Raw genomic sequence first — 15,948 nt, 5'->3', positions numbered from 1 at the left:
CAAGAGGAAGACTGCGAAGGATAGGGGGTCTTCAGCGTGACCGGCGAGCCCACCCGTCACCGCCGCACCCCCAGCAACTTCGAAGACCCAGGCGTAACCGCACATCACTTGCCCGCCTTGCTGCTGGCGCAAAAAAGTTGCCAGCGGCATGTGTACTGATGACACCGAGACGTGTGGTCAGCTAGGGTCACCCGGGACTGAGATCCGATCACGACAATGAACCAGCCGATGGCTCACAAGGCTACGGGGGAGTGTATTGATAGAGATCGGGGTATTAGGCTCGTTACGAATACGGCGGGACGGTGTGGATGCCACACCGTCAGCTCCTAAACTCCGCCAAGTGCTCGCCCTTCTGGTACTCAATCTCAATATGCTGGTTACGGGCGACCAGCTGTGCGAAGAGCTGTGGGGAGAATATCCCCCCATTACCGCGGCGGCCACTCTGCAAACGTATGTCTACCAGCTGCGCCGCAAGCTCCGACTGGCCACCGGGCAGACCGGTGCGGCCTTTGGGTCCCGTCCACCGCGGGAACTCCCGGCGCTCCTGACCAGAGTGGGTGGATACGAGTTGCGTCTGGGAGGCAGGGCGTCCGTAGACGCGTACCGCTTCGAGCAACTCGTCGAGCAGGGGATGGACGAGTACCGCAACGGTGCCGGCGACACGGCAGCCCGGACGCTCCGGGACGCCCTCGACACCTGGCGAGGAGACGCACTCGTTGATGTATCCGGTGGACACCGGCTGTCCGCCTGGTCGACCCAACTGGAAGAGCGGCGCAAGAACGTCCTGGAAAAACGGTTCGCCATCGAGCTGGAACTCGGCCACCACCATGCCATCGTGGACGAACTGTCCGCCATCGTCCGCACCTACCCCACCCATGAAGCGTTCGCCGGGCAGCTCATGCGAGCCCTGCAACGCTGCGGCCGCCGTCCTGAGGCACTCGACGTGTTTCGCGCGCTGCGGGCCAGGCTGGTCAACGAGCTGGGACTGGAACCGTCGGCACCGCTGCACAGGCTGCACCAAGAGGTGCTGGCCGACCGCGGCCACCTGGCCAGGCAGGGCAGGATGAAGCCCGGGGGCGAAGTTACGGCTGCCCGGGTAACAGCCTTGAACCCTGCTCAGATCCCTGCGGACATCGGTGACTTCGTGGGAAGGGCCGAGAAACTGGATCAACTGGAGAAGTACCTCTGCCTCGATGCCTCCGAGAAGGCAGGCCTGCGGGTCGCGGAAGTTCACGGTCCACCCGGAATCGGCAAGACCACCTTCGCCATCAAGGCCGCTCACCGGCTTCGCAAGCACTTCCCGGACGGACAGCTCTTCATGGACCTGTCCGAGGTGGGCAACGACGGCGTCACTCGGCTCGCTGACGTGCTCGCTGCGAGTCTCAGCGCGTGCGGAATGGCCCGCGACAGACTACCTACAGGGCTCGAGGAGCTGGCCCAGCTCTTTCGCACCTGGACCGCCGACCGGCGCGTACTGGTGGTGATCGACGATGTGGCGGCCGCATCACAGTTGCGCACCCTGATGCCGGGCGGCTCGAACAGCGCGGTGATCACCACCAACCGCCATCGGACGCAAGGCCATGCCACGGGCCGGAAGATCGCGCTCGACGTGCTGTCACACGACCTGGCACTCCGGCTGTACGACGGCGTAGTCGGTGAAGGCAGCTCGCACAGCGAGTCCGATGCCGTAGACGAACTGATGCGCATGTGCGAGGGCCTGCCGCTGCTCGTACGCGGCGTGGGCAACCGCCTCGCGTCCAGGCCGACATGGTCGGCCACCCGGTTGATGGCGCGGCTCCGCCGTGACCGCAGCCTGCTGCTGGAGCTCCCCGCAGGCACCCAGTCCCTGATGAATACGGTGGAGTTGAGCTACCGCTACTTGCCGGAGCAGCACCGGCATCTGCTGCAACTCCTGGCAGAAAGCGGTCGCACACGATGGCACCTGAGCGAGGTCAGCCAATTGCTGCCTGGCGGTGACGTAGAGATACTCCTTGATTCCCTTGTCGACGTACACCTCGTAAACGAGTCCTTCGATCACCCCTCCCGCCTCAAGGAGGTGTGGGGGAACGAGCCCGTTTACACCATGTCCCCTCTCACACGGCGAGCGGTACTCCTTCTGCTCGGCGAAAGAAGCAAAGACACGGTGGCGACGGTGAGTTTGACGAAGGCCTCCTGAAGGCGCCCAGCGGTCCGCCGCGGCTTGCCGGCTGTGTCGGTGACGGCCGAATCGTGGCGGCCATCGAGAGCTGATCGCCCGACCAGGATTTTGCGGCCCTCCGCACGATTCGGCGGAGGGCCGCTTCACTGTGCCCCGTGGAGCGGCCTGATGGCTCCAGATTCCTTCGAGACTTCTTCAGGCTCCTTTCAGACTCCTTCGAACCCCGCCGACCAGGGTGAAGCAGGAACCGAGCAGCCGGAGGACATCGTGCATCGAACGCTGATCGTGGCGAAGATGAACCTCGCCGACGCCAGGAGCGTCGCAGAAATCTTCGCCGACTCAGACCGGACCGAACTGCCGCACATGGTGGGAGTGTCGCGGCGGACCCTGTTCGCCTTCCACAATCTCTACTTCCACCTGGTGGAGGCCGACCAGGACATCGCGCCGAATCTCGACAAGGCACGCAGCCACCCCCTGTACGGCGAGATCAACACCCGGCTGGGCCAGTTCATGTCCCCCTACGACCCCCACTGGCAGGAGCCCAAGGACGCCATGGCCGTCCCCTTCTACTCCTGGACGCCCGAGCAAGGGCCACTGATCACGGATCCGGCCGGTATGAGCATGGGGGACGGTGCCGCATGACCGCCTCGCAGATGGCCACCAAGGTCGCCGTCAACTCCGTGCCGGCCAACACCAAGCGCGGCGGCGACATTCGCGTGACGCTGAGCCCGAAGACGGTGGGCTGCAGCTCCGGCTTCGGCGGGGTACTGAGGCTGGCGCCCGGAGAGTTCGTAACAGAGCACCTTCACCCCTACTCGGAGGAGTTCCTGCACATCGTTCAGGGCCACCTGGAGATGCGTCTGGACGGGGTGACGGTGCAACTGAGCCCCGGAGACTCGCTGCTCGTGCCGATCGGCATCCGCCATCGGCTGGTGAACACCGGCCCTGTACCCGCCCAAGCCGTCTTCCACCTGTCACCGCTGGCGCCCCGCCCGGAACTCGGACACGTCGACACGGAGCAGGCCCTGGACACGGACGCCGACAACCCGAGCGTCGGCGGTCCTCGATGAACCGCCGCGCGGTCGTCACGGGTGTGGGGACGGTCGCACCAGGCGGTGTCGGACGCGACGCCTACTGGGACTTGCTCACCGCCGGGCGCACCGCCACCCGCAGTATCAGCCTCTTCGACGCCTCCGGCTTCCGCTCCCGGATCGCCGCCGAATGCGACTTCGATCCGCTGAGCGCGGGACTCTCACCGCAGGAGGCGCGGCGCATGGACCGCGCCGCGCAGTTCGCGGTCGTCGCTGCGCGCGAGGCGATCCAGGACAGCGGGCTGGACCTGCCGGGCGCCGACCCGAGCCGTGTCGGAGTGAGCATCGGAAGCGCCGTGGGCTGCACCATGGGCCTTGAGGACGAGTACGCCGTACTCTCCGACGGCGGCCGGGACTGGCTCGTCGACCACTCCTACGGTGTTCCGCACCTCTACGGCTACATGGTCCCGAGCACTCTGGCCGTGGAGGTCGCGTGGCAGGCGGGGGCCGAGGGTCCGGTGGCACTGATCTCCACAGGATGCACCTCGGGCCTCGATGCGATCGGTCACGGCGTTCAGCTGATCGAGGAGGGCAGCGCTGACACCGTCGTGGCAGGTGCCACCGACGCCCCGCTGTCGCCCATCACCTCCGCTTGTTTCGACGCGATCAAGGCGACCACTCCCGACAACGACGACCCCGCACACGCGTCGCGGCCTTTCGACGGCCGACGCAACGGGTTCGTGCTCGGCGAGGGCGCGGCGGTGCTGGTGCTCGAAGAGGCCGAAGCGGCGCGGCGCCGCGGAGTACCCGTCTACGCGGAGATCCTCGGGTTCGCCGGCCGCAGCAACGCCTTCCACATGACCGGGCTGAAGCCGGACGGAAGGGAGATGGCCGAAGCCATCCGGGTCGCCCTGCACCGGGCCCGGCTCGACCCGGATGACATCGACTACATCAACGCCCACGGCTCCGGCACCAAGCAGAACGACCGCCACGAGACCGCAGCGTTCAAACGCAGTCTCGGGGAGCGCGCGTATCAGGTTCCGGTCAGCTCGATCAAGTCAATGATCGGGCACTCCCTCGGCGCCATCGGGTCGCTGGAGATCGCCGCCTGCGCCCTGGCACTGCGTCACCAGGTCGTACCGCCGACAGCCAACCTCTCGGTGCCCGACCCGGAGTGCGACCTGGACTACGTGCCCAGGGACGCGCGCGAACACGGGATGGAACGGGTGCTCAGCGTCGGCAGCGGATTCGGCGGCTTCCAGAGCGCGATGGTGCTGGGCCGCCCCCGTATTGAGCAGGGAGCGGCGGCATGAGTGCATCAGGACTGCGGTCCGGTCACCATCCCTTACCGGTGGTCACCGGGCTCGGCGTGGTCGCCCCGACCGGGCTCGACGTACGCCAGCACTGGGAATCGGTACTGGCCGGCAAGAGCGGCCTGGGCCGGATCACTCGGTTCGACCCCTCGCAATATCCGGTGCAAGTGGCCGGTGAGGTACCGGGGTTCGACGCTGGACGCCTGGTGGCCGGACGCCTGGTCCCGCAGACCGACCGTTTCACGCACCTCGCGCTGACTGCTGCGCAGGCGGCGCTCGACGATGCGCACGCCGATCCCCAGACCCTCCCCGAGTACGAGATGGCCGTGGTCACCGCCAGTTCCTCCGGCGGCACCGAGTTCGGGCAGCACGAGATGGAGCAGCTCTACCAGCAAGGCCCTTCCTGGGTCGGCGCCTACCAGTCGATCGCCTGGTTCTACGCGGCGACCACGGGACAGGTCTCCATCCGGCACGGCATGCGCGGTCCCTGCGGCGTGCTGTGCTGCGAGCAAGCGGGCGGTCTGGAGGCACTGGCACAGTCCCGCCGTCTGCTGCACACCGGCTCCCGGCTGGTGCTCAGTGGCGGTACCGACGCCTCCTTGTGCCCCTACGGACTGGTCGCCCAGATGTCCTCCGGGAATCTGTCGGTCGAGGACGATCCATCACGCGCCTACCTGCCCTTCGACGCGGCAGCCTCTGGCTTCGTACCGGGCGAGGGCGGGGCCTTCCTGGTGGTCGAGAGCGCCGAGTCGGCCCAAGAGCGAGCCGTCGATCACTACGGAGTGCTGCTCGGCCACGCGGCCGGGTTCGACCCTCCCTCCGCATCCGGACGGCCGCCGGTGCTCGCCTCGGTGATCCGGCGCGCCCTCGCCGACGCCAAGGTGCAGCCCGACGCGGTCGATGTCATCTTCGCCGACGCCTCCGGAGTGCCGGAGCACGACCTTGCCGAAGCCCGCGCCATCACCGAGGTCTTTGGGCCGGGAGGTGTCCCGGTCACCGCTCCCAAAACCCTCACCGGACGGCTCTACGCGGGCGGCGCGGCCGTGGACACGGCCACCGCGCTGCTCGCCCTGAGCAGCGGCGTGGTGCCGCACACCGTCGGACTCGAACGCCCGGCCCCCGGCTGCGACCTCGACCTCGTCCTCGACCGGCCGCGCCAGACCGGCCCGGACGTCGCGCTGGTGCTGGCCCGTGGCCACGGCGGCTTCACCTCCGCACTCGTGGTGAGCCGCGGCGACCGTACGGACTTCCAGCCGTAAACCGACCCCCACCCCACGACACGATCCACGAAAGGCACCGCAGATGGCCACGTTCACGGTGGACGACCTCAAACGGATCCTGCGCACCGGCGCGGGAGTCGACCAGCACGACGATCTGGACGGCGAGCATGTCGCCGACACCTCGCTCAGCGACCTGGGATACGACTCGCTGGCGGTACTCGAACTCACCAGCCGGATCGAGCGCGAGTACAGCATCGCCATCCCGGACGGCGACTTGGCGCACACTCTGACGCCACGCGAAGCTGCGGCCTACGTCAACGCAAGGCTCGCGGAGGTGCAGGTCTGATGGCCGGGCACACCGATAACGCGGTCATCGTCGACGCGCCCATGGAGCTGGTGTGGTCGATGACCAACGACGTGGCCTCATGGCCGCGGCTGTTCAACGAGTACGCGTCCGCCGAGATCATCGAGCGCGCCGGGAACACGGTCACCTTCCGGCTCGCGCTGCACCCCGACGAGACCGGCAAGGTCTGGAGCTGGGTCTCCGAGCGAACAGCGGACGAGGCGACCCGCACCGTGCGCGCGCACCGGGTGGAGACCGGCCCCTTCGAGTACATGAACATTCGCTGGGAGTACGAGCAGCTGCCCGACGGCGTCCGGATGCGCTGGGTCCAGGACTTCGCGATGAAGCCAGGCGCCCCCCTCGACGACGCGGGCATGACCGATCGCCTCAACCGCAACACGGTCGTCCAGATGCGGCTCATCAAGAACAAGGTGGAGAGCGCAGCGCGCGCTGACCAACAACTGGCCGGCCGCCGCGTCCTGGTCACCGGCGGGACGCGTGGCATAGGCCGCGGCATCGTGCTGGCCGCCGCCCGGGCTGGCGCAAGCGTGGCCACCTGCTACCGGGAGCCCGGCGAGACCGTCACCACTCTGGAGCAGGAGCTGGCCCGGACAATGGGCAAGCACACGGTGGTGCGCGCCGACGCGTCCGACGAGAACGACATCGACCGGCTGGTCGCCGAGTGCGAGACGAGCCTCGGCGGACTGGACGCAGTGGTCAACAACGCGGGCGCCTTCGCTCCGAAGCCCTACCAGGAGCTTGACACCACCGAGTGGTCGGCTGCCCTGCGCAGCAACCTGACAGCCACACACCTGGTCAGCCAGCGCACGCTCCCGCTGCTGGGATCCGGATCCTCGATCGTGAACATCGGCTCCACGGTGGCCTCCATCGGCATGGCCGGCGGCGTTCACTACACGGCGGTGAAGTCCGCGCTCGTCGGCATGACCCGTTCGCTCGCCCGTGAGCTCGGCCCGCGAGGGATACGCGTCAACACCGTCTCTCCCGGCCGGATCGCCACCGAGGCCCTCGACGCGCTGCCGCCGGACGTCGCCGACGAACAGCGGCGCACCTTCTCCGCCTTCGCGGCGCTCGGCCGGCTCGGCACCGTCGAGGAGATCGCCCACGTCGTGCTCTTCCTCATCAGCGAGCACGCGGCCTACGTCACCGGCCAGAACATCCACGTCGACGGCTGCGTGTGAGCCGCCCCCGACCTCCAGAAGGGAACAGCTCAGTGGAACTCGCCCTGCACGGCAAGAAAGTCCTCATCACCGGCGGGACGCGCGGCATCGGCCGCGGGATCGTCCTTGCCGCCGCCCGGGCCGGGGCCGATGTGCTCACCTGCCACCGGCAGGACGGCGAAGCGGCCGACAGCCTGACCCAGGCACTGAAGGAGACCGGCGGCGACCATCATGTGATACGGGCCGACATCGGCGACATCGACCAAGTCGACCGGCTCGTCGGCGAGGCCAGGGACCGCTTCGGACGGCTTGACGGCATCGTCAACAACGCCGGGGTGATCAGCCACATCCCGTTCGCGGAACTCCCCGCAACGGAGTGGTCGCGCATCCTCGACACCAACCTCACCGCCTCCTACCGCATCATCCAGCAGGCCCTGCTGCTGCTCGGCCATGGCTCCTCGGTGGTCAACATAGGATCGCGAGGCGCCGCTGCCGGTATTCCCCTGCGGGCCCACTACACGGCCTCCAAGGCCGCCCTGATTGGCCTTACCAGGTCCCTCGCCAAGGAACTCGGACCGCACGGCATCCGCATCAACGTCATCGCGCCCGGTGTCATAGAAACCGAGGCGTTCGACGCCATGCCCGCCGATCGCGCCGCGGGCCTGCGGGCCACCTACGCGCAGAAGACCGCCCTGGCCCGGCTCGGCACCGTGGACGAACTCGCGGGTCCCGTTCTGTTCCTGCTGAGCGATCTGTCGACGTACGTCACCGGCGAGACCGTCAACGTCGACGGGGGGATCTAAGATGGCTGACGCGGTGTTCCGGGTGATGCTCCGAATGGAGATCAGGCCCGGTATGGAGGCGGACTTCGAGCGGGTGTGGCGCGAAGTGGGGGACTCGGTCACGGGCCATTCCGCTAACCTCGGGCAGTGGTTGTCCCGCAGCGCCGAGGAAGACGGCATCTATTACATCGTCAGCGACTGGGTGGACGAGCCGCAGTTCCGGGCATTCGAGACCAGCGACCGGCATCTGGAGCACCGCACGAAGCTGCATCCCTACCGCAGCGGTGGCTCCATGACGACCATGCACGTGGTCGCGGCACTGGCCGGCGCCGCTGGCGACCGGTCGTGACGCCGGGTGCGGTGGAGGTGGTGCTCTACCACCTCAGTGACGATCCGGACGGGGTGCTCACTGCCTACCACGAGGCGAGCCGGCGGATGGCCGGGACTCCCGGGCTCCTGGGCAACCAGCTCCTGGCCAGCGCCGACGACCCGCGGGCGTTCGTGGTGATCAGCCATTGGTCGGACTGGGATGCCTTCACGGCGTGGGAGGGAGCGGCTGCGCACAAGGAGCAGACGGCACCGCTGCGCCCCTTCCGTGACACTGGACGGAAGCGCCCGTTCGAGATCTATAGAGAACTTGCCCGTTACGGCGCCGGCTGGGCCGAACCGGCCGGGAAAGGAGCCTGACATGGCGGAAACGGACACGCCGTCGCTCCCGCTCGAGCTGTTCACGCCCGCATTTTTTCAGCATCCGCACGAAATGCTGGCGGACCTGCGGCAGACCGCGCCCGCCGTGCCGGTAACCACTCCGAACGGGCTACGCACATGGCTGGTCACACGCTATGAGGATGCGAGAGCCCTTCTTGCCGACCAGAGGCTGAGCAAGGACATGCGCGTCGGCCGGGACCTTATCCCGCGCAATTTCGCCGACCCGGCGAAACGGGAGGAGTTTCTGAAGGAGGCGGGAGAGCGGAGCCAGTTCCCCCATGTGCTGAGCGTGCACATGCTCGACAGCGACCCTCCGGACCACACACGGCTGCGGCGGCTGGTCAGCAGGGCCTTCACCACGCGCCGTGTGGCATCGCTGCGGCAGAGGATCATTGAACTCACTGACGAACTGCTGGAAGGCATCGCACGCCACCAGCGGACCGACCTCATGGAGGCACTGGCCTTCCCCGTGCCCTTTACCGTGATCTGCTGGCTGCTCGGCGTCCCTCCGGACGACCGCACCGCGTTCCGCGGCTGGTCGAACCTGCTGGTGTCCGGTGCGGGGACGGAGGAGGTACGCCAGGCCAGTGCCGACATGATCGGCTACCTGCGGGCCCTGATCGATGCCAAGCACGCCGCGCCGGACGACGACCTGCTGTCCGACCTCGTCCATGCCACGGACGACGGAGATCAGCTGACGCTGGACGAACTGATCTCCATGGCCTTCCTGCTCCTGGTCGCCGGGCACGAAACGACCGTCAACCTCATCGGCAATGGTGCACTTGCCTTGCTTCGCCAGCCGGGGGTACGTGAGCAGTTGGCCGCAGAGGAATCGATGTGGCCTGCCGCGATCGAGGAGTTCCTGCGTTACGACGGCCCGGTGACCAATGCCACGTGGCGCTTCACGACTGAACCCGTCGAGGTGGGCGACATCGTCATCCCCGAGGGCGAGTTCGTGACGATCTCACTTGGCGCCGCGGCCCGTGATCCGGAGCGTTACGAGGAACCGGATCAGCTGAATATCGGGCGCGACAGTTCCGGAGGGCTTGCTTTCGGCCATGGCATCCACCACTGCCTGGGTGCTCCCCTCGCCCGGCTGGAAGGGCAGATCGTGCTCAGCCGGCTCTTCGCGCGGTTCCCGAAGATGCGGCTCGCAGTGGCGCCTGGTGAACTGCGCTGGCGCAGCAGCCTGATGATGCGTGGGCTGGAGGAGCTTCCGGTGCTCATCGCGTGAGTTCCCAGTTCGAGCGGTCGGTGCTCACGCAGCAACGGGTCCAGGGTTCGGCACTCCGCCATCGGTCCCGCGGCAGCACCACCGCTTCGAATGGCAGGTGGGTGGCGGTAGTTTTGCACCGTCGCCCACCGCGCTTGTTCGTGGCCATGGCACTGCAGCCTGGCCGCAGGCACGACCGGGCGTATCTGCTCGGTGTCGGCTTCATCAGGGCTGCGGCGTCTGACACTGGGGAGGATGTACGCCAGGGCGTCGTGCCTGAGGCTGGGGCAACTGCCAGGACACCTCGTCGGTGGGCCTTGTCCCGGAGGGGCGGACACCTGTTCGTGTCGTTATGCGGCGACTGTCAGGGCAGCTGACTGCTGCTCGTAGGCGATCGGTGCCTGCTGTCCGTTCGCGGAGTGCCGTCGGCGGGTGTTGTATCGGGTGGTCCAGCGGAAGACGGCCAGGCGGCAGACGCGGGCCCCGTCGAAGCGGCGGACACCACGGGGCGTCTCGCGTTTGAGGGCCGCGTTGAAGCTCTCGGCGAGCGCGTTGTCCGCGCTCGTGCCGCGTCCGGTCCGGTGTGCCCTGGGGCGGCGGACCTGGGTCTCCATGCCGTCGATCCGCAGAGTGACGCCCTCGGCCTCGGCGTAGGCGAACACATCGGCCAGGGTGCGCAGCCGCAGTCCGGGCCGGTCGGGAACCGCGAATCCGCGCCGGGCGAGCAGGGGGCGGATCTCGTCGATTGCCTCGCTCACCGTGGAGCGGCCGACGCCGTACAGCGTGGCGAGGGCCGCGTGCGGCAGGTTCGTGCGCAGGTGGACGAGGCTGAGCACGACGCGGTCGGTGAAGACCAACTCGTGCTTGGGGCCGGCGCCGGCGGCACGTAGCCGCTGGTGGCCACGCCGCTCGTGCAGGTCTGCCTCGTGCCCGCGCACCACGGCTCGGCCAACTCTTCGACCAAGCCGCCGAGATGTTGGCGGGAGATGCCGGTGAAGGCAGGATGGGACAAGGCCGCGCGGGCCCACTTCGTCTGCACACCGGAAGAACCGGTGCGGCCCTCATCACGTCACGCCCGGTGTACTTGGCACCGACCGGTCAGGTCAGCTCCTCGGCGAGCAGATCCATGAGCAGTCCGTCCTGCCAGGTGCCCGTCCGGTGGTTGCGCCAGTAGGCGCGCATGATCCCCACGGGCTTGAACCCGACCTTGCCGTAGCTGCGGATCGCCGCGGTGTTGGCTGCGGCGGGGTCAATGGTCAGCCGATGATGGCCGCGTTCGTGCAGCAGCCACCGGGCCAGGGTGCGTACGGCGTCGGTGCCGATCCCCTTCCCGTGATGTCGCGCCGTCAGGAAGATGTCGATGCCGGCGTGCCGAAACTCGGGGTCGGCTTCTTCCTCGAACTGGATCGCTCCGATGACCTCGCCCTCGAAGACAACGGCGAGCATGCCCCCGAAGTCGTTCGGGGGCGACCACCACACCGCGACTTCCGGCTCCCGCACGATGCTGTCAAGGGCCTCCCCATCACCGACGGCCACCGGCCGCAGTACGACCTTGACCCCACGCAGCTCCATGCCCCTCAGTATCCCTGGAGATGCAAGCACGTTCCGAAGCATGACTCGCTCAATAGCCGACCACGTCGTAAGCTTCACCGCCGCGGCAGGGGCACCTCTCAACCGGAGGCACGTAGGCGGCGTGACTTACGTTCTCGAGCAGGGTTGCGGCCGGGCGTACGGCAGCTGCCGGGGGCGGCTCGCCGTGCGCCTGGTGCTCGTCGCCCCTGCCGGCGCGGTTACGCGGCCGGTCCCGGCAGCCCGCGGTCGTCCAGCCACACGCGGACGGCGCGGCTGGGGCTCTCGCCAGTCGCCACGGCGGTCGCGGCGAAACCGGGAACGGCGTGGTGAGGCCCCGGCCGAGGACAGGTTCCGGTTGAGCGCGGCGAGGCGGGATGGCGTCGACCGCACTCAACCGGTTCCGTGCGCTCGGACCGGGTCCTCAGGCGTGGGGGACCAGGTTGTGCTCGGTGCCCAGGGTGCTCATCCCGGTGTCGGCGTACAGCGTGGTCTCACCGTCGGACCAGCGGACGACGAGGTCGTCAGTGCGGTGGTCGGGAGTGAAATCACCGGTCGTCATGACCGTGTTGTGCGTCCACAGGCCGTTGGGGTCCTGGATGCGTGCCTCGCTGCCGAGGGCGGAGGTCGTGGTGCCGACGTAGTTGTCCAGCTCACCGTCCGTCCACTGCACCATCAGGTCCCATTTCTGGTTGCCGGAGAACTCGCCGGCGGTCAGCAGGGTGGCGTTGGTCCAGGTGGAATTCGGGTCCTTGAGCTTGTGCTCCTGTCCGAAGCCGCCGGCGCCCACATTGGTGTAGAGGGTGAGTTCGCCGTCGGACCAGCGCACCATCAGGTCCGTGACGTAGGCCGAGGAACCGAAACGGCCCGCGGCGATCTGGGTGGCGTGCTGCCAGGTGGAGTTGGGCGCGATCATCTGGGTGCCGGGCACGTTGAGGCCATTGGTGCCGACGTCGCCGTAGAGGGTGACCTCCCCGTCGGACCAGCGCACCATCAGGTCGATCTGGTTCGATCCGGTGAAGTCGCCCGCGGTGATCGTCTCCGCGTGCGTCCAGGTCGAGTTCGGGGCCAGCAGTTGCCGTTCTGAGATGAAGTGGCCTTGGCCGTCGTTGGTGTAGAGGGTCACTTCGCCGTCGGTCCAGACCACGATCAGGTCGCTGTGGCCGGCGCCGTTGAAGTCACCGGCGGCCATCAGCTTGGCGTGCTCCCACGTGCTCCCGTTGCCCATGGAGTAGGGCAGGGGCGGCTGATGGTAGGGGCCGTGGTCGGTGTGCAGGCCCTGCTGGGCGTCGTCGTAGTCCTGGAAGAACCGGTCACCGTGCAGCGGGCTGTAGGTGATCCGGTTGTACAGCGGATTGTCGGTCTTCACATCGGGACCACCCTGCAGGAAGCCGCCCACGTTGCCGATGATCTCGCCGGTGTCGCCGGAGGCGTCGAACTTGGAGAACCACGGTCCGCCGGAGACCCCTCCCCACATGCCGGCGCAGTCGATCTGCATCTGGTTGTAGGCCGGCAGCGGCGTCGTCCAGACATTCGGGCAGCGGAACGCGCGGTCCTGCGAGTCGTACTTGACCATGGGATAGCCGATCACGGTCACCTGGTTGACGAACCCCGGTGTCCGGGCGAGGGTGTTGGCGCCCACGACGTCCTGGACGTTGCGCCCGCCGTTCTCCTTCAGGCTCGCGAAGGCGAAGTCCAGGTCGGAGTTGGCGCTGCGGTCCGAGGCGTACTGGGAGTCGCGGAACCACTCCTTAACCGGCCAGATGCCATAAGGCTGGTCACCCGCTGACTTCGTGTGGTCGTACTTGGGTACGAACGCCGCGTTGCTGCCGAGGCAGTGCCCGGCAGTGAGGATGAGGTCGTGCCCGGGGCTGCGTACCACGCTGGCCGTGCAGTGATGGGCCTTCATGTCACCTGTGGTGGTGAAGAGCATGCCGACGGACTTGATGCCGCCGAAGTGCTCACCGTCAATGGCGGTCAGGGACCGCTTCTTACGCGGTGCCTTCCAGCTCTGCGGCTGCGCGATGCGGCCCGAGGGGTCGGTGGCCGAGGCTATGCGCTGGGGCGTCCAGAACCGGATGGCGTCCTGAACAGTCCAACTGCCGTTGTTAGCCGACGAGGGCGTGACGGACACCGAAGGGCTCGCGACGGCGGTCATGTCGTCGGTGTGGTTCGGACTGGCAGTCACCTGTCTGGTGGGGGCCGGGGCGGGTGTGGCGGCTCTGGCCGCGGCGGCGTTGCCCAGAAGAAGTGCGGCGCACAACGCGAACGCACTCCCGAGGCCTATTCGTTTATGCAACTTAATTTGCTCCAGGTGAGGCAGGCCGGAGAGCTCGACACGTCCGAGCCACGCAGTGAATGGACGGCCGGCGCGGAGGGCGCGGCCGGGTCTTGCCGGCGGGAAGTTCAGTTCCTCGGTACGGAGCGGAGTGAAGGCGTTTCGGCCGTGGCGGCTGATCGTGGTCGCCGCTCGGGCGCACCGGGCGTCATGACAGATGGCAGGCTCGGCAGACGGCCCGACTCGGGCCGTTCGACGCGCGGGCCCTCACGTGTGGACAGGCAGGGACGCGCCCATGATCCAGTCCAGCCCACAGCGCACCCCCCGATGCATTCCCCCCGCCGCCCCGTGAGACGGCACCCGGTAGACCATGGTCAGCGGTCACCGGTGCCATCATGATCGCACAATAATCGAACGCATGTACAGATTTTGTTGCCGACTACTGCGGACGGGGTGCGCCCACGTAAATGGTGTCGCAGAACACCGGGGTCACATGCCGGCCGTGCGGGTCGGTGATCTGCAGCGAAGCGCCATAGTCGGTGGACGCGGGGTACGGTGGCAGCACCTCGATGCGCGGGGCGTCGTCGACCGGGATGGCGCAGGAGCCGTCTGCGGAAGGGGATGCCGGGTAGAAGAGCGGGAAGTCCACCCTGCCGCCATGGTTCAACACCAGCCGGACCGGCGCCTTGGCTTTCGGCACCGACCAGACGGCAGGGCCTTTGCCAGCGTACGCCTGCACCTTCGGATAGCCATCGAAGGCGCAGGGCGCGGTGCTGGTGTTGGTCGCGCTCAGCAGAGCCGTCGGCGCCTTGCTCGGCTTATGGGTGAAGAGTGTCAGCTTCCATCGCAGCTGCGCGGTCCCGCATGCGGCTCCCGCCGAGGCCGTGGGGGACACACTCGTCCGTCCCCCGCCGGGGGTCACCACCGTCGCTCGCGACGACGGCCCGGCGCCCGCCTTCCCGGCGCCCGGATGTGCTGGACCGCACGCCACAGCAGCCGTCATCACCGTCAGGCTGATAGCGGAGACTGCCGCTGTCCGCCGCGCCACGAGAACTCCCCCTGGAAGCGACCCTGCGGAGGCCGGGTGCCACCGCTCCTGCCTCCCGGCCAGGGAGATGCATTCACCCCCGCGAGGGTTCCCCCCGAAGCGGCACCCTGAGACGCGGACGCGTGGACATCCGCGTCGCCGATGGTGAGGTCGAACTCCCCCAACTCGCCCGCGAGCAACCTCCCCTCCCCAGGCCCCTCACCCGCCGCCCGGCACGCGACGGCATCGGGCCCTCCGCCGTCCATCATGATGTGGCCCACACCCGCGGCCCGTTCCCGGCATGGCCCTCGACCGGCTCGAAGCCCTCGTCTGCAACCAATTCGAACGCCTGCAGCAGGCCCCACACCCTCCACTGCTTCATAGCGGGCACAGGTCTGACCCTCAATGACCAACCCTCGCCCTGACACGCCGAAGGCAGTAAAGATCTCTACCTCAAGTCTCGCTCAGATTCTCCGCACTTTCTTGACGATCACGTAGGCATTCGATGATTTTTGTGTCCATGCCGCTCCCAGGCGGGGGGCGGAGGGGGAGGGAATACTACGAATGCCGCACTGACTCGCACATGCACAGCCGCCGTGCTGGCCGTTTTTCTCGTCGTCGGAACGGCGGGAATGGGAACTGCTTTCGCGGAGGACACCCCCTCGGTGTCGGACACCTCGTCCGAGGTCAATGCCGACCTGGACGGGAACCCAATCCCCCAGGCACCGGCCGACACCGACGTATCGGTGGACCAAGGCGGGGACTCGGGCAGTGCTAACCACCCGATGACCCCGGACGGCTGCCCGCCCGACCCGGGCTTCCGCTTTTACAATGTCAAGAGCACGTTCGTCATGACCCTAAGAAGACCGTATACGGGCAGTCCGGCATTACGCTCTCGGTCTCGGTGGCCCAAGGCCACACGTGGACCGGCACCATTACATATTCGGCCAAGCTGAGTGAGTCAGTCCTCATCGCTTCCGCCGAGGAGACCGTCAGCGGCTCGATCTCCTACGCCAAGACCACCACCGTCACCCTTGGCGGATCGTGGGTAGTCCCGAAGAACCAGAGGGACGGATGGCTCGCACTCGGCTCGAAGGGATACTCCTTCAACTGGGAACGAGGTTCCAC

General features: G+C 67.6%; 15 protein-coding genes and 3 pseudogenes. 13 read left to right on the top strand and 5 right to left on the bottom strand.

Annotated elements, in window-relative coordinates:
- Window positions 1-304 precede the first annotated feature (304 nt).
- From AC5WRT_RS22265 to AC5WRT_RS22210, 12 genes and pseudogenes are all read left to right on the top strand, one after another.
- The gene (locus tag AC5WRT_RS22265; RefSeq protein ID WP_496095336.1) at window positions 305-2,176 is read left to right on the top strand and encodes an AfsR/SARP family transcriptional regulator; all 1,872 of its coding nucleotides are present in this window, start codon (window positions 305-307) and stop codon (window positions 2,174-2,176) included.
- Between the two features lie 249 nt (window positions 2,177-2,425).
- Window positions 2,426-2,800 (top strand): TcmI family type II polyketide cyclase, encoded by a 375-nt coding sequence (locus tag AC5WRT_RS22260; protein ID WP_496095335.1) that lies wholly within the window; start codon window positions 2,426-2,428, stop codon window positions 2,798-2,800.
- On the top strand, window positions 2,797-3,228 hold the full coding sequence (locus AC5WRT_RS22255; RefSeq protein WP_496095334.1) for a cupin domain-containing protein: 432 nt from the start codon (window positions 2,797-2,799) through the stop codon (window positions 3,226-3,228). The genes AC5WRT_RS22260 and AC5WRT_RS22255 overlap by 4 nt, the downstream gene beginning before the upstream one ends.
- Complete coding sequence (locus tag AC5WRT_RS22250) at window positions 3,225-4,502, top strand: beta-ketoacyl-[acyl-carrier-protein] synthase family protein (protein WP_496095333.1); 1,278 nt, start codon at window positions 3,225-3,227, stop codon at window positions 4,500-4,502. The genes AC5WRT_RS22255 and AC5WRT_RS22250 overlap by 4 nt, the downstream gene beginning before the upstream one ends.
- On the top strand, window positions 4,499-5,761 hold the full coding sequence (locus tag AC5WRT_RS22245; RefSeq protein ID WP_496100536.1) for a ketosynthase chain-length factor: 1,263 nt from the start codon (window positions 4,499-4,501) through the stop codon (window positions 5,759-5,761). Before AC5WRT_RS22250 ends, AC5WRT_RS22245 begins: the two co-directional genes overlap by 4 nt.
- A gap of 43 nt (window positions 5,762-5,804) precedes the next feature.
- Window positions 5,805-6,068 carry an acyl carrier protein gene (locus AC5WRT_RS22240; RefSeq protein ID WP_496095331.1) on the top strand — a complete coding sequence of 88 codons (264 nt, stop codon included), beginning with the start codon at window positions 5,805-5,807 and terminating at the stop codon, window positions 6,066-6,068.
- Window positions 6,068-6,514, top strand: a pseudogene (locus tag AC5WRT_RS22235) (SRPBCC family protein); the annotation flags it as partial. The gene AC5WRT_RS22240 and the pseudogene AC5WRT_RS22235, both read left to right, overlap by 1 nt.
- Window positions 6,497-7,264 carry an SDR family NAD(P)-dependent oxidoreductase gene (locus tag AC5WRT_RS22230; protein ID WP_496095440.1) on the top strand — a complete coding sequence of 256 codons (768 nt, stop codon included), beginning with the start codon at window positions 6,497-6,499 and terminating at the stop codon, window positions 7,262-7,264. The pseudogene AC5WRT_RS22235 and the gene AC5WRT_RS22230, both read left to right, overlap by 18 nt.
- Window positions 7,265-7,296: 32 nt before the next feature.
- A complete protein-coding gene (locus AC5WRT_RS22225) occupies window positions 7,297-8,046 on the top strand; it encodes an SDR family NAD(P)-dependent oxidoreductase (protein WP_496095330.1) in 750 nt (249 codons plus the stop codon).
- A 1-nt stretch (window position 8,047) separates the two neighbouring features.
- On the top strand, window positions 8,048-8,374 hold the full coding sequence (locus AC5WRT_RS22220; protein ID WP_496095329.1) for an antibiotic biosynthesis monooxygenase family protein: 327 nt from the start codon (window positions 8,048-8,050) through the stop codon (window positions 8,372-8,374).
- On the top strand, window positions 8,371-8,712 hold the full coding sequence (locus AC5WRT_RS22215; RefSeq protein WP_496095328.1) for an antibiotic biosynthesis monooxygenase family protein: 342 nt from the start codon (window positions 8,371-8,373) through the stop codon (window positions 8,710-8,712). The genes AC5WRT_RS22220 and AC5WRT_RS22215 overlap by 4 nt, the downstream gene beginning before the upstream one ends.
- 1 nt (window position 8,713) lies before the next feature.
- Window positions 8,714-9,967 carry a cytochrome P450 family protein gene (locus AC5WRT_RS22210; protein WP_496100535.1) on the top strand — a complete coding sequence of 418 codons (1,254 nt, stop codon included), beginning with the start codon at window positions 8,714-8,716 and terminating at the stop codon, window positions 9,965-9,967.
- A 329-nt stretch (window positions 9,968-10,296) separates the two neighbouring features.
- Here AC5WRT_RS22210 and AC5WRT_RS22205 read toward each other — a convergent pair.
- The 5 genes and pseudogenes from AC5WRT_RS22205 to AC5WRT_RS22185 all read right to left on the bottom strand — a co-directional run.
- Window positions 10,297-10,515: pseudogene (locus AC5WRT_RS22205) on the bottom strand (integrase core domain-containing protein); the annotation flags it as partial.
- A pseudogene (locus AC5WRT_RS22200) lies at window positions 10,516-10,985 on the bottom strand (helix-turn-helix domain-containing protein); the annotation flags it as partial.
- A 59-nt stretch (window positions 10,986-11,044) separates the two neighbouring features.
- Entirely contained in the window at window positions 11,045-11,518 is a 474-nt protein-coding gene (aac(6'), locus tag AC5WRT_RS22195; RefSeq protein ID WP_496095326.1) for an aminoglycoside 6'-N-acetyltransferase, read from the bottom strand.
- Window positions 11,519-11,939: 421 nt separating this feature from the next.
- Window positions 11,940-13,673 carry a trypsin-like serine peptidase gene (locus AC5WRT_RS22190; RefSeq protein WP_496100534.1) on the bottom strand — a complete coding sequence of 578 codons (1,734 nt, stop codon included), beginning with the start codon at window positions 13,671-13,673 and terminating at the stop codon, window positions 11,940-11,942.
- A 559-nt stretch (window positions 13,674-14,232) separates the two neighbouring features.
- Window positions 14,233-14,688 carry a DUF4232 domain-containing protein gene (locus AC5WRT_RS22185; protein WP_496095324.1) on the bottom strand — a complete coding sequence of 152 codons (456 nt, stop codon included), beginning with the start codon at window positions 14,686-14,688 and terminating at the stop codon, window positions 14,233-14,235.
- Between the two features lie 1,036 nt (window positions 14,689-15,724).
- On the opposite strand from AC5WRT_RS22185, the gene AC5WRT_RS22180 reads away from it, so the two are divergent.
- Window positions 15,725-15,948: hypothetical protein (locus AC5WRT_RS22180; RefSeq protein ID WP_496095323.1), on the top strand; the 224-nt coding region annotated here is incomplete at its 3' end.

The sequence above is a fragment of the Streptomyces sp. NTD91 genome (genome assembly GCF_059510455.1).
This window is presented reverse-complemented; position numbering and strand designations above follow the sequence as displayed.

What these genes read in the sequence shown, in the direction of transcription:
- AC5WRT_RS22240 (WP_496095331.1), top strand. Translation starts at nt 5,805, where the DNA reads ATGGCCACGTTCACGGTGGACGACCTCAAACGGATCCTGCGCACCGGC.
- AC5WRT_RS22190 (WP_496100534.1), bottom strand. Translation starts at nt 13,673, where the DNA reads ATGACCGCCGTCGCGAGCCCTTCGGTGTCCGTCACGCCCTCGTCGGCT.
- AC5WRT_RS22245 (WP_496100536.1), top strand. Translation starts at nt 4,499, where the DNA reads ATGAGTGCATCAGGACTGCGGTCCGGTCACCATCCCTTACCGGTGGTC.
- AC5WRT_RS22250 (WP_496095333.1), top strand. Translation starts at nt 3,225, where the DNA reads ATGAACCGCCGCGCGGTCGTCACGGGTGTGGGGACGGTCGCACCAGGC.
- AC5WRT_RS22220 (WP_496095329.1), top strand. Translation starts at nt 8,048, where the DNA reads ATGGCTGACGCGGTGTTCCGGGTGATGCTCCGAATGGAGATCAGGCCC.
- AC5WRT_RS22210 (WP_496100535.1), top strand. Translation starts at nt 8,714, where the DNA reads ATGGCGGAAACGGACACGCCGTCGCTCCCGCTCGAGCTGTTCACGCCC.
- AC5WRT_RS22255 (WP_496095334.1), top strand. Translation starts at nt 2,797, where the DNA reads ATGACCGCCTCGCAGATGGCCACCAAGGTCGCCGTCAACTCCGTGCCG.